This window comes from Vibrio sp. K4, from assembly GCF_051122595.1.
GTDB classification, from domain to species: domain Bacteria; phylum Pseudomonadota; class Gammaproteobacteria; order Enterobacterales; family Vibrionaceae; genus Vibrio; species Vibrio owensii.
Genome location: NZ_CP178578.1, coordinates 394,898 through 408,676 on the forward strand (window position 1 = coordinate 394,898; position 13,779 = coordinate 408,676).

The 13,779-nt window shown below is 39.3% G+C and carries 9 protein-coding genes; 4 read left to right on the forward strand and 5 right to left on the reverse strand.

Annotated features, from left to right (window positions below; translation table 11 throughout):
• Window positions 1-404: 404 nt before the first annotated feature.
• The 5 genes from ACLIIY_RS19325 to ACLIIY_RS19345 form a co-directional block, all read right to left on the reverse strand.
• Window positions 405-1,247, reverse strand: coding sequence for a hypothetical protein (locus tag ACLIIY_RS19325; protein ID WP_434529152.1), 843 nt, complete (start codon window positions 1,245-1,247; stop codon window positions 405-407).
• Entirely contained in the window at window positions 1,237-2,712 is a 1,476-nt protein-coding gene (locus tag ACLIIY_RS19330) for an ATP-dependent nuclease (protein ID WP_434529153.1), read from the reverse strand. The genes ACLIIY_RS19325 and ACLIIY_RS19330 overlap by 11 nt, the downstream gene beginning before the upstream one ends.
• A gap of 417 nt (window positions 2,713-3,129) precedes the next feature.
• Window positions 3,130-4,776: a UvrD-helicase domain-containing protein gene (locus ACLIIY_RS19335; RefSeq protein WP_434529154.1), complete on the reverse strand. Its 1,647-nt coding sequence runs from the start codon at window positions 4,774-4,776 to the stop codon at window positions 3,130-3,132.
• The gene (locus ACLIIY_RS19340) at window positions 4,773-6,692 is read right to left on the reverse strand and encodes an ATP-dependent nuclease (RefSeq protein WP_434529155.1); all 1,920 of its coding nucleotides are present in this window, start codon (window positions 6,690-6,692) and stop codon (window positions 4,773-4,775) included. Before ACLIIY_RS19340 ends, ACLIIY_RS19335 begins: the two co-directional genes overlap by 4 nt.
• A 648-nt stretch (window positions 6,693-7,340) precedes the next feature.
• Window positions 7,341-8,135 carry a hypothetical protein gene (locus ACLIIY_RS19345; RefSeq protein ID WP_434529156.1) on the reverse strand — a complete coding sequence of 265 codons (795 nt, stop codon included), beginning with the start codon at window positions 8,133-8,135 and terminating at the stop codon, window positions 7,341-7,343.
• A gap of 256 nt (window positions 8,136-8,391) precedes the next feature.
• Here ACLIIY_RS19345 and ACLIIY_RS19350 point away from each other — a divergent pair, with 256 nt between their 5' ends.
• The 4 genes from ACLIIY_RS19350 to ACLIIY_RS19365 are packed head-to-tail and all read left to right on the forward strand — an operon-like array spanning window position 8,392 to window position 13,646.
• Window positions 8,392-9,057 carry a TnsA endonuclease N-terminal domain-containing protein gene (locus ACLIIY_RS19350; protein WP_434529157.1) on the forward strand — a complete coding sequence of 222 codons (666 nt, stop codon included), beginning with the start codon at window positions 8,392-8,394 and terminating at the stop codon, window positions 9,055-9,057.
• 26 nt (window positions 9,058-9,083) lie between these two features.
• A complete protein-coding gene (locus ACLIIY_RS19355; protein WP_434529158.1) occupies window positions 9,084-11,015 on the forward strand; it encodes a hypothetical protein in 1,932 nt (643 codons plus the stop codon).
• Entirely contained in the window at window positions 11,008-11,988 is a 981-nt protein-coding gene (locus ACLIIY_RS19360; RefSeq protein ID WP_054822512.1) for a TniB family NTP-binding protein, read from the forward strand. The genes ACLIIY_RS19355 and ACLIIY_RS19360 overlap by 8 nt, the downstream gene beginning before the upstream one ends.
• Window positions 11,988-13,646 (forward strand): TniQ family protein, encoded by a 1,659-nt coding sequence (locus ACLIIY_RS19365; protein WP_434529159.1) that lies wholly within the window; start codon window positions 11,988-11,990, stop codon window positions 13,644-13,646. The genes ACLIIY_RS19360 and ACLIIY_RS19365 overlap by 1 nt, the downstream gene beginning before the upstream one ends.
• Window positions 13,647-13,779 lie beyond the last annotated feature (133 nt).

Consider the following 13,779-nt stretch of genomic DNA (forward strand, 5'->3'; position numbering starts at 1 on the left):
TTCCCAAGTTGTTTAACGCTATAATTAGGTCAATGATGCGCTCCCAAAGGTCACGTTACCTTGGCTTGCATACTTTGTTGTCGACTTATAATTTAGATCCACTAGACCTTCAAATCACCGCCACGTCTACAAATCAAGTAATTCAGACCAAATAAAGTCAAGTTTAATCTTGACATTTCTATTCTATTTCTTGATTTACCATTACAAGTCTTCTTTGTAACCTCCATGACCATTAAGCTTTTAGTCAACATATCTGATATACAGAATACCTACTCTAAATAGCATTTAATCCCAATATTTTTATTAGAGAAATTAACTTTTCATTTGGGGAAAGCTGTTAACTAGCACACTTACCCCAAATTATATTATAATCATTCGCCAATTATAATTATACATTAATAAATCTAAGTATAATATTGACTGCAAAACCAACTAGAATTGTATAAAGCATCAAAGAAAGCATACTCTAAATTAATAGGAAGATAATCGTCACTGGATGGTGAAACATAGGATTCTTGTCTCAACATATAAATATACTCTTTCAGGCCTTTTTGTCCATCAGATTGAAAAATATCTTTTAAATCGTCATCATTTTCTTCAAATATGTGGTCTACATGCGTAAAAAGAGTATCTTCTAACTCATAGGCAATTAAATGGTTTAGAACCTTAAACTTCCCATTAATATTTAATACATCTGATATATTAAACGTATACTTTAGTGGCTTGTTGTTGAAAATTTCAATTTTTAACCAGTTACTTTTAAAAAGATTTTCATCAAAGTATGGGTGTGGAAGATTATCTTGTTTATTAGTTGGTATTACATCATTCTTAATCCTATTACAATCGCCACACGTTGGAATTAGATTAAGTGGGAATACATAGAAATTTGGATAATTTGATGATGGAAGATAATGATCTAGTGTTGACCGAAGTGTTGCATAGTTATTCTGACACCCTGGACATATCAAATTGTTAGAAAAAATATCCTTTCTAACGCCAGATTTAGACAAATAACTCGTATAAAGTAACTCTAAAGTATTGGCGTTACTAGAAGACAACTTCGATATATGGGATGAAACTTGATGGAACTTCCCCAAATTACCAAAAAGTTTATAAATTCTAAAGTCAGCTAATAGATTGCTTTTTATTGCACGTAAATCTTGTTTCTTTTGTTTCGACACCCCACTGGAATTAATGTAATAATCAATAACTCTACTTTCTTGAATTGTTCTAATATCATTGTTCATCTTCAGCCCTATATAACTGCGTCCACGCTACCTTTTTAGCTTCAGAGCCAATATCAGTGAATTCATTAATGTTATCTTTAGTAATGACCTTGGAGGATACTAAATTATTGATTGTATTGTGAAATCCTACATTCTGATATCCAAATGCTGTTCGAGTCAACTTAGAGACGTTTTGTCCGTATGTTGTCACATGAGGGCGGTTAAATAACATTTCGTTATCAACTCGTCGCAAAATATAAACATTCGATGATAAAACTTCTTGAAGAATAATTGGAGAATGAGTCGCGAATATAATCATTCCATTATAAGTGTTACAAATTATCTGCAATGACTGAAGGAATGCTCCCAATAATGGTGGGTGTAAATGAGTTTCTGGTTCATCGAATAACGTAATCATACCTTGGCGAAGTTTGCCCATAAGTAGAACAAGCGTGTGGACAATAATACGATGCCCTGAGCTTAGTTTTTCATAAATTGACATTATCTTGGAAATATCTTTAATATTATCTAAAATTTCATTGATATGCTCTCGTAGATAATCGACATCAAGAAGTGGGGTAAATACTTTCGCTAAGTATTCAGTATCTGCTCTTTCAATCAATTTACAGATAGCTTTTTCAAATTCTTCACGAAGTTCAGTAGGACCTTTAAATCCCCCCGAACCGTCATGTAAGCCTAAATAATCAAATTTATAGCCAGATGGTATGTTTGGTAAATTATTATCAAATGCCGAAAAACTTGCGTACAAGACTCTATCAATGTAAGGAATTTCAATTCCATCATGATCTACACCAGAAAAATCCGGCATGTTTAACTGACAATTGAAGTCATTTTCAAATATTTTTTCTACTAATTTTTTTAAAACCGTGGTTTTACCAACACCATTATTGCCTATAAAAGTGTGAATATTAGAGTTTTTAAATGGCTTAGAATTATCTACAGTGAATACGACATCTTCATTTTTATACTTAAATCTAACTGTATAACTAATCTTATCGTTGGAGCCATTAAAAATGCGGTTATAGCTTACAACATCCAATGCTGTAACATCTCTCATTAGAGAAATATTTAAAGACTCTTCACTTTTATTACTAACCCAAGCCCCATAGCTATGAGAGATATCATTTAAATAAGAAAGTAATAAACTTCCATAATTATCGGGCAAGTCTCTTAATCTTTCATAGAAGGTTTCTTCTTGACCTAATGAAAAGTAGTTATTGTCTAGCGGTTCAAGTATTCCATTTTCTAATGGCCGCTCTTTTTCTTCCAGATTTTTCCTCGATATTTTGACAAAGCCAATTTCAATTGATTTTTTTTCACTATCAATAAAATAAAGCTCATATGTTGTTCGATACGAGTAATCGTCCCAAGAATTATTTTTCAAGAAAAAGGAATTCTTGATCCTTTGGCTAGCGTTGGGGATAGAACCACCTACTAAGCACTGCAAATCATCAATTTCTTTCACGTAAACTCCATAAATAACATGTACATAGAAAGCCATTATACCCTTAATTTCATATGCATGTTATCTGATTTACGCACTATAAGCGCCTTAATACTTCAATCGTGAAGTGAATCCATACATTAACAAACACTAGAGGATGTCCAAAGACTCTACGCCTTTAAAGCTAATTAATAATTTCGTTCTAACGTGGAGATTTTAGATAGTCGTGAGGGGGCTGAGTTGATATAAGCAAAATTTTGCAAAGCATGATGGGAAAATAACCGAAATTGAAAGGGGGGAATCTGAGCTAGCCACACCAACTAGCTCGAAGATGGAAAAAATTTTGTTGGGTTAACAACTCTGGTTCATGTCGGGGTGATTAAGAAAAGTACGGTGAAACCGACTTTCTTGATACATTAATAAATACGATTCTTTTTATCATATAACACATCCCAGAAATCTTTCCTGTCTACTCCTGTGTGTATCCCATCTTCCGTAATGGTCAGCAGGTCTAGAACGAAAGCCAACATGAGTCAGTAACAACCTTCGCTTTGCTCTTGAAACCCCGACAAAAAAAGTACATAAATTTTCATCTTGATTTCCCCAATAGCTTTCATTTTCAACACCTAATAACACTACAGAGTCAAACTCTAAGCCTTTACTCTTATGAACAGTAAGTATCCTAACTGCTTGGTCATCTTCAAAGCGTTTCAAAGACTCCAGAAGAGAGAGTCCAGTTGACATTAATTGATCAATCTTGGAGCAAGTATCATTGAGTACTTCACGTAAACGTGATTCTGTTTCGTAGTCATGTGACAGAGACATTAGTGATTGAAACCCTACTCTCTCAACAAAACGTTTTAAACAGTCCCATCTATTGGTATTTTCAAGAGTTATCGGATTTTGATTTATTGCCTTTTTTTCCTCAATTATGAAGCGTTGCCAATTTTGAACTAACTCGCCTCTTTCATCATCATCTTCAGAGAATGGAACTAACTTTTCCATCAAACGAATCCATGAAGAAGGCTCTTGCTTACCAAAAGTGCTTAATAAAAAATCTACGATTAGGCGTGCTGCTGGCTCAACTGATATATCCTGCAACTGTTGTTCATTTCTATACGGAATACCTCGATCACGCAGCGCTACCATAAGCTTCATTGCATATAAATCAGGTTGGTTTTTAATGAGTATGGCTATCTCAGCAGGAGGTACTTTCTCTTCATTTATCCATATGCCAATTTCCTCTGCAAGATAACTGGCTTCTTCTTGGCAATTTTCGAAAGGGTGAATTTGGATATGACCTTCACCTCCTGCCACTTGGTCTTCGGGCATAACAGAAGTAGGGTCGAGGATTTTGACAATTTCATTTTGCAATTGAAGAAGCTTAGGCCTTGAGCGAAAGTTTCGATACATGTTGAGTGGGGCAGCCTGGAAGTCCTCTTTAAAGGTTTCAAAAATTCCGTCAAGTGCGCCAGCCCAACCCATTATTTTTTGTTTTGTATCACCGACTGCCGTAAGGCGAATATTAGTCCCTTGAAAGGCTACTTTTATGAGATCGTATTGCTGGTTCGTACAATCCTGAAACTCATCCAAAAAAACATCTGTGTATGTTTGTCTCAATGCATTTCTTGCAGGAGGGGACTCCTTTAGTATTTTAATTGCAAGAGGAACTAGATCTGTAAAATCAATTTGCTTATGAAGAACCTTGGGGCCTATTGTAAAGCCTGCTTCTAAGGCATCATCCCCAGTTAATACTGGACGAAAGCGTTCTATAATTCGCTTCGCAAAAGCATGGAATGTATAGCTATCAAATCGAGATGATAGTTCAATACCACATCTACGTTTAATTCGTTCCTTTAAGTTGCTACTCGCATCTACCTTGAACGAAATAGCAAGAATGCGTCTAGGGTATCTGCATGAACCTGTACGAAGTAAAAAATCTGCTCGTTGAGCAAGCATTTCTGTTTTTCCAGCACCAGGTCCGGCCGTCAAAGCTAGACTAACTTCACGTTCCTTAGCTGCTCGATAGGCGTTAGGCTCCAGAACTAACCCGTCAGCTGGTTGCCAGTTTTCTACTCTAATCATTCAGGAAGCTCCAACAATATTTCTTTTACAGATTCAACCAACCGCTCTAAGGATGGGGGAATGTTCACCAATAGTTGCTCATCAGATAGTTTAGAGAGAGCACTGATATGCTCAGCGGGTTTACTGCCAACTTTGAACAACTTGTGATATGAAATAAATAACTTCCGTTCTTCATCGTCGTACTCGGATGCATCGGTACGCGACTTGCCTAGCACCGCTTTGATCTGTGGAAGTTCCGGTTCAACTTGATCATCAATTTCTATATTGAATGCCGTAGGAAAAGCTCTCAGCATTGCAAAATCTAAGTCCATTGGATAAGAGAAAAACACTCTTCGTTTTTCCATTTCTTCTAGATAATGATGATAATCTCTGATTTTGTATTCAGAATTGTCCCATCCGGGGATAGTTGCAAACCCTTCTGTTAACTGTAGAGATGGTTTATAGCGTATTAATTGGTCATTAGTTGTTTTGATACGCCCCCAGCCACCTTGATACCTTCCAACGTCAAGGTCTAATAGTGTAATGTGCGGAATATTTAGTCCTTCAAGAAGTCTCCAAAAGTGGTTCACATGCCGTCCGCCAAGAGGGGCTACCGTAATACCAAATGCGTCAACAGGTACTTCTTTAGCTTCTAGCAATCGTGGTATGACAATTTCTTCACTATCACCCTCCCCAAGAATAACCATTCTTGAAAAGTATATTTCAGGAAAGGCTTTCACCGCCTGTGTGACAAACTTATGAGCATCACCGTAATGCTCTTCGTCAGGTATGTTTATGCTGGCAATAGTTGTTTCTCTGTTCGAATTCAGACGCATGTAACGTATTTGTTTCGGCTCGACGCGTCTGAGCATCGAGGGTGCATGAGTTGCGATGAGAGCTTGAGCATCCCCGTGACCGAGCATCTCTTGAAGAGAGCTCACAATTCTCCCTAAATAGTGAGGAGATAAACTATTTTCCGGTTCTTCTATAGCAATCAAGGTAAACACTGAAGGACGAAGTTTATCAGGATCAAAAGAGTCGTCACCGTTTAACACTGAGCGACCAATTGCCTGAGATGAAAGGACTAGAGACAAATATAACATTGACTTTTGCCCATCACTCAACCGTGAAAAATCAACGTTCGCTTCATCGTGTCCTGGAGCAAATGAAATAGATAGATGACGAAGTAAAGAATCAATTTCGCTAGCAACAAAAGTAATTTTAGGTTGCGTGAAAAACTGCCCTTTATGTAAACAAGACCATGACTTTTGGATACTTGTGCTTAGAGCATTTACAGAGATGTTGGCGTCAAGGCTCGAACTAATTTGGTCTGTATGCCCCTTTACAGCTTCTCGCTCTACCTCCCAATTAACAGCTCTTAATATACGCCCTAATAAGGCATTGGCCCCAAAGGTTATATGTTCTGCCGGGTCTCGTCTCGCTGGAAGATAATGTATTTGAATCTGATTCCGGTCTATTCGGGAAACTTTGGCTGTACTATTAGGTTGCTGATTTTCATCTAACTCCAAGACATATATCAATGACTCATCGATGTCACCATCAATGCCCATAGATGCTTCTAGACGAAATCGTACTCGAGGAGTATCCCCCCCACCGACTAATCTCATATGAGCAAAATGCGGTGGGACAGTTGTAGCATCTGCCTCTTCATGTAATTCAGGGAACAAAAAATCAGCTTCAATCCAAAGATTTCGTTCTTCAGGCTGCTCAGCTTCGTTGCATGGAACATGAAAGTCAGACTTCTTTATTCGTCGGAGAGACGGGTCAAAAGCAAACATTCTACAAAGAGCCTGAAGAGCAGCCGTTTTTCCTGAACCATTGGGCCCAATAAGAAAAGTCAGTTCGTCAAAAGATAATTCTGTAGGTGCTGAACCATAACTCTGAAAACGTGAGATTCGCAATTTATCGAGTTTCACTATGTCTCCTCACTTTTTTACTCATTGGGTTAAATTAGATATGTAGACAATTGCTCATGCAATCAAATTAGTAAGATTATACATTGTTGCATTTAACTAGAGTTTGAGGATGTATACATTTCATTATTTCTTTATGTCATATGGTGTTGTGCCATTAGGAATTGGAATAAAAAGAGAAGTTTTATCTGATTGAGTAGACGGACTGGCAATGAATGGGCAGCAATTTGCTAAACAGCGAATCGTGTCCGTGCTTCGGGGTAATACCCTAATTCTAGGGCATACTAAATCGCTCAAGACGCAGGCAGTGTGGTCAGAATTTGCACCTCTGTACTTATGTATTTTCAGAGTTGAAAGGAAAAAATGATTCCGATTTTAAGCTAATCAACATAATGATTAATTGATAAGTAAAGTATGCTCCCACCCAGGCCTAAACTCTAAGACACTTTGTTCCAAAGCAATTTGCATGATGGTAGGAGTTACCGGTTTTGCAACAAAAGATACCCTCCGTCGAGTAATGTTAGCCATATAGCTAACATTTCAGATTTTGTTGGGTTGTTAGCTATATGGCTAACAAATCGGAGACAAATTACGCTATGATGCACAATATCTGCCCCATTATCCCAATCAACCCTTAAGCCAAAATGAGAACTAGAAATTTCTCAAATCTTTTGCAGTCAACCCGAGTTTTTCTAACGCTCTTTGATACCTCTTCTGCACCGTCGCACTCTTCTCGTTAGAAAGTGATGCTAAATGCTCGATACTCTCACCAGAAAGTTTTGACAGAATTAGACGAAGCTCGTCTCTGCTTACCTTCTTCTGTTCAAAAAAATCAATTAAATCGTTCGTATCTACGCCACTAAATTCTCCGTCAACCCTAAGCATACTTGAGTTACTGACAAGCCACTCTTCGTCTGACTGCCTATCGCCATTTGCTCTAGAATCACGAGCTCTTATTGCCGGGGACTTATCAATTTCCCTAGTACGTGCCTCTGAAGGAAATTCACCATCATTCACGTCATCTTCATTTGAAAGTATCTCTTCAGTATCTAAAGACCACCTTCGCATGCGCGTATGGCAAGCACTGGTCACTGCTGTGAGTAAGTACTTTTTGAGATAGTCCTTGTCCGTTTTATATCTGTGCCAAAGTTTCATCTGACGCGCATGCCGTTGCTCAGGCGTGATAACTTTTTCCGTCTTTTCAGCACGAATTCCTTCTAAAAGTCTTATTGTCGCAAAAGAGAGAAAATCCTCCGACATCTGAACGTACTCTGTTGATTTATCGCCGATAAACGACCTGAGCTTGCTTTTCACAATACGTTGGGCACTTTTTTGGACAGACTCTCTTGCTTCAAAAACCGCAACTGAGAATTCATCGATCTCTACTTGCTCCAGTGACATTTCTCTCGTTTCTTCCATTTTATTCTTCGTCTCCTCCTTGAGCATCAGGTCTCCAATTATCCACTTGAAATAAAAAAATTAAATTACTTTGTCCGAAGTTTGTGACCTTTTAGTTATCCATATTAGAAGCTTTGAAAAAAGCTCAAACACTTTATCCGATTAAAAAAATGACACGACGATTAAATGCTCAGACACTGACATTTTTAAATATTAAAAATATATTAAATATCAGCACCTTATGCTTATTTTTGAGTTTGCAATTTTGCTTTTCATGTACAACTTTTAGAAGTATGGGCGAGTCATGAACACGAAGTTTCACGAACTAAAAGAGGGACAAAATATGCAGACACGGAAGTTTGACCAGACAAGCAAAGTTAAACCTACCATCGCTTTTTACTCTCGAAAAAATCGAGCGATGATGCCGTGCGAAAGTCGTCTTGAGGCTGACGCACTACTCTCTTTGGAATTCGACCCCAGAATTCTCAAATACGTGACACAACCATGCAGTATTACATACATGGTTAACGGAAAAAGCACGCGATATACCCCTGATGTGCTCGTTATCTATCACGACAAGACATGTAAGTTTCTTGAAATTAAGCCTTTGAATAAAGCCCAAAAACCAAAATTCATAGCAAAATTCTTACAACTACAAGATTACTTTAGCAGTGAGATCGGTCACCCGATCGAGTTGATTCTCGACAAGGATGTACGTAAGGGCGAAAAAGCGAACAACATGAGGCTTCTTTACCGATTTTTTGATGTAAAGCTCGACCAAAAGGTAGTCGAAAAAGTCTTAAATAACGCCCGACGCATTGATAAACCAACACTAGAAAAAATTGAACATTTGTTTTGTGAGCTTGGTGAAAATGCGTCTTGCGCGTGGGCTTTAGTTGCTAACCAATCTCTTAAATTTAACAACCACAAACTACTTACTCGTCAAACAACAGTTGAGGTAGCTGCATGAACGGTACTTATATTCTCGAAGCAGGGATGAACATCAGTTGGCACAATCAATCTTACTTAATTCGAGCCCTAGAACCGGACTTTATTGTTCTAGAGAACAATAAGGGGCAAAAGATGATGCAAAAGCCGAAGGAATTATTTGCTGATTATGCTGCTGGCAAGCTAAAGATTGCACTAAAGACTCCACCCGTAGTGTATCAACCTTTAGTCAAAAAAGAGCATATCGAACAAGCGCAACTAATGAACAACTATCTATTAGCGCTTGATAATGAAACTAACCCTCGGTCTCGTACAACAATGAAAAAAGTGATTTCGCTAGTTGCGGATAAGTACGATTACGAGGGAGCACAAATACCATCAGATTCGAAACTATACCGCTGGTATAACGAGTGGGTAGAGAGTGATCGCAACGTGATTCCACTCGTCGTTAAAGGCATCAAAAAACGAAAAGCACAGATTGAAGAGTGCGTTTTCGATTTAGCAGATCAATGCATATGGGATGAATACTTGAAGATCAACGGGGCGGACAAAGCGGAAGTGTATCGCGTCTATCAAAAGCGTCATCAAGAGACGTACCCTGAACTTCGTAGCATTGGTAAATCTCGCTTTTATGAGTTGTTTAAAGAACTATGCCCTGTCGAAGTTACTATTGCACGTGAAGGGCGTGATGCTGCAAGAAAATTCAAACGCATTTCATTAAAAAAGTTTGTTGCTAAGTTCATGGGTGAACGTGCTGAAATTGATGCTGTACATCTAAAGGTCGGTATCTATGATGCAGCGACTGGTGTCTATTTGGGTTGCCCAACCGTCTATTTAGCGATCGATGTCTATACCCGATACATTATCGGATACAGCATCAGCTACAGCAACAAAGGTTCGGAAACAGCAGCAGCTGTCATTGAGTGCTTAAAGCACGTAGCACTGCCGAAACAAGATAAGGATTATCTCTCCAATTCGTGGGAGTATTTAGGTATACCGACTTACATAGCCGGAGATGCTGGTACTGCATTTCGTGCAAAACAAGTCATATCGCTGCTTGCCACTATGCGTTGTGAATACAACACAACTGAGACTGGTACCCCATGGAAAAAGCCATTTATTGAGAGATTCAACCGTACTCTCAGAGCCCAATTCGCTAAAAAGCTCGATGGTTACATGGGTCGTCGCTCTGACGGAAAACAGTACGACAAAACCATTGAGCAAATGGCTAAACTGAATGATCAAGAGTTTCGAGAGAATCTCGAGAAGTATCTTGTCGACGTTTATCACCAAAACCCACACAGAGGGCTGGAAGGTCTATCTCCAGCACAAGCGGTTGCAGCAGCGCAAAGAGTAACATGTCCCGCTATAGCACCTGATGCAAGCAAACTTGATGCGCTCGGCGGTCAAGAGCTGACGGGCAAAATTAGCCCCCACGAAGGACTGCGCAAAAATAATTTACACTACAACTCAACAGAGTTGCGCACTCTCTATAACCAACTTTCGTCATACGAAGAGAAAGGCAATCCGAAAGTTAGTTATCTCTACAATGTTCAAGACATCAGCAAGATAACTGTCATTAATCCGAATACACTCGAAATCCTTGAAGTGCCCTGCACTCATCCTAATGTTGAAGCTGGATTATCGCTTCACGTTTACAAAGCAAACAAAAAATCAATAGACAAGCGGCCTCCTTGTGTCTTGACTCGCCCATCCCCTTCATTGAAGGACAAACCCGAGTCTTCAAATAGTGAAAAAGAGTGTGGTGATACCGGACAAAAAACAAATCACACCATCGCAATCGCTGGAAGTCAGTCAGCTAGTGACTTAGAGGATATAGTCGATTCACAAATCGGTCGAATTGCAAATGATCACTCTGAGAAGCAGCAAGCTCCTAAACACAAAGCAAAAGAGCCTAGCAGCAACCCTAAAAAGGTGCGTAAGCCATCCAAAATTCGTCAAGGAAAAAAGAATGACTGAAATGAAGCTAAAAACAGAAAGTGAGCAATTTAGTGAAGGGGTATGTGAGCACCTGGCCTTTGAAGATGCTCAAGATGCCATCCAAAGACTGCACAGATACCAGAATCAAGTAAAAGGAATGTTACTTGTTGGAGAGCATGGTTGCGGTAAAAGTTTCTTTTGCCAAGACTATACTCGGCAACATGCCATTGCACCAACTCCAGAGTTAACTCCCGTTCCAGTCTTATATGTTGAAATTCTGAATGGAACCAAAGCTGGCGGTTTACTTAGTACTCTTTTGGAAGGGCTAGGCGATCCTGCCCCATTTAGGGGAGGAAACGCAGCTAAGGGAAGTCGATTACTCAAGTTACTAAAGGGGTTGAAAGTGAGCATGATCATTATTGATGAAGCTCACGAAATGCTACCGAGTAAAGCGAGAAACGAGTCCCCTCAAATTCTAGGAACGATCAAGTGGCTAATGAACTCATCAAGAATTCCTCTGGTTCTGTGCGGACACATACAAGCTTTAGATATCCTCCATCTCAACAAACAACTGATGAGCCGCATGCAATCAATTATCACGTTTAATCCTTTCAACTGCCTAAACGAAGACAGCCAACTTGATTTTGCTGACTACATGAACGCTCAATTTGAAATGCTCCCACGAAAGGTTCATTCAAACTACAACTGCTTGGAAACTAATGCAGCTGGAGAAATACAGCTGAGTGAAAATACAAATGGGCTATTGAGGCTTTGTTTAGCAACACAAGGTATACCGCGTCATATTAACGATTTACTCATCCAAGTTATTGAGCAAACAAGCGCGGATATGACAGTAAACAAGCAACATTTTGCAGATGCTTGGGACAAAGTGCTAATTAGCAGCTACGGAGTAGGTAACAACCTACCAAACCCTTTCACTACTGACATTCAGTGCGTTAAAAGGCATTTGAGAAACCTACAACTTTACCCCAAAACAATGGAGATGAACTGATGCAGCTAACTTTTCCCATAAGGAGTCGTCCCATCAAAGGGGAAGCACTAAAGGGTTATGCCCTTCGATTAGCATGGCTGAATGGCTTTAGTTCCATTGCCGACATTCAAGTCGTGGTAGGAACCCCAGCTCGGTTTACTTCTTTAAAGTGCAGCTCAAAATTCATTGACGCTCTGGCAGAAACAATTCTGATGAAGGGATACCAATTAAGAGACTACTTCAACTCTGGCTTGAACATAGCGGTCGACAGTAGCAGAGCTATCATGGACATCCGTGTTTCGCAGCTACGCGTTTGCCCTGAATGTATGAAAGAGAAGATACCGTACATTCGTGAAGAGTGGATGTTGGCCCATACGACACACTGTTTAGAACATGATGTTCGATTGATTGACGTCTGTCCTAAGTGCAATACTCCGTTAGCGTGGAAAGCCAACCTCTTTGAAGGCTGCCTATGTGGCTTCCGATGGGATTCTTACGCTTCTGAATCTGAAGGCGTTCCTGCGTACCTAGAGATAGAAAAAAACTTAATTGAGGAAGATAAAGCTGATTATCTTCGTGTGCTCTACAAAGCACTAACTCATGTCTTGCGACCTTACGATTTAACTTATGATGTATACCGTACTTTTCCCAATAATTTAAGCAACTTAGGTACGTTATTTGAGCAGGCATATAAGCTGTGTAGTCATCAGCCTTACTACGACCAGTGGGTTAGTGTTCGTTGTGATTTTTTTCAAAATCAAAGCCGTTCAAGTTCTCTTTTTGAAGCTTTATGTCACAAGCTTCAACCAAAGATAAAATGTTTAGAGCAGAGCAATTCACTACAAAAAAAACAAGTTAGCTTGCCGGCCTTAACAACCCAATATCCAGAGGCCATCTCTAAGTTTAGACAGAAATACTTGCACGATAACTCACTTGCTTGGGAGCAAATTAACATCGATGATGTTGCAAAGATACTTAACTTATCGCACGCAACAATAGCGTATTTAGTCGCTCAAAAGCACATAAAAGTACTCAATAACGCAAAGGCGATTCATCATTTTTTATTTTCCATTCAAGATATCGTCCAGTTTATGGCGAATATCTACAGGCATGCTGTAAAGGCAAAAAACAAGCTTCCCTATCATATTTCACTGCACGAGCTGGCGGAAAAAGCCCCACTATTTGATTTGCGAGACAGGTATGATTTAGGAGGAATTGTCGAAGTCATTGTACAATCATCGCTGCCACGCATACTGCCCTATAGCTCATCACATAGTATCCACAATGTGCTATTCGACAAAGAAGCTCTACTATTTGAACTAGAGGAGTATTTCGTCAATTTACCTTACGTCACAGCCTCCAGGGTTAGGCTTCGAGAAATTTGTGGGCTGAGCGAATTACAATACGTTACTTTTCTTGAAGTTTGGGGGGAGAAGTTCGATGGCAAGCATATCTACATCTCTGAAAGAGGGCTTAAAGAGTTTTTTTCGAACCATATTTTAGTAAATCGCTGGTGCATGTTGAGGGATCTTGAATTGCAAACAGTCCTTGATCAACTAAATAGTGGCAGGGATGACTTCTTACACCCCTCCTTAGTATCAAAAGGCATATTTATTTTGCGAAAGACTTCGTCAAACTTGCGTAAGCTAAAATACATAGCGACAGCATGCTCCGATTGAGCCAGATCGGCGAAATGTACTATCCATACATCGTTGTTCTAGATGATGTACACCTTGAAGAGCGGTATATCTTTTTGGTATCGAGGCTCTTAAAAGAAATGGCTCAAATATCGATACCGAACGGGTACATTGA

Coding starts and splice junctions, on each gene's coding strand:
- ACLIIY_RS19335 (WP_434529154.1), bottom strand. CDS start 4,776: ATGATTAGAGTAGAAAACTGGCAACCAGCTGACGGGTTAGTTCTGGAG.
- ACLIIY_RS19325 (WP_434529152.1), bottom strand. CDS start 1,247: ATGAACAATGATATTAGAACAATTCAAGAAAGTAGAGTTATTGATTAT.
- ACLIIY_RS19345 (WP_434529156.1), bottom strand. CDS start 8,135: ATGCTCAAGGAGGAGACGAAGAATAAAATGGAAGAAACGAGAGAAATG.
- ACLIIY_RS19360 (WP_054822512.1), top strand. CDS start 11,008: ATGACTGAAATGAAGCTAAAAACAGAAAGTGAGCAATTTAGTGAAGGG.
- ACLIIY_RS19365 (WP_434529159.1), top strand. CDS start 11,988: ATGCAGCTAACTTTTCCCATAAGGAGTCGTCCCATCAAAGGGGAAGCA.
- ACLIIY_RS19350 (WP_434529157.1), top strand. CDS start 8,392: ATGAACACGAAGTTTCACGAACTAAAAGAGGGACAAAATATGCAGACA.
- ACLIIY_RS19355 (WP_434529158.1), top strand. CDS start 9,084: ATGAACATCAGTTGGCACAATCAATCTTACTTAATTCGAGCCCTAGAA.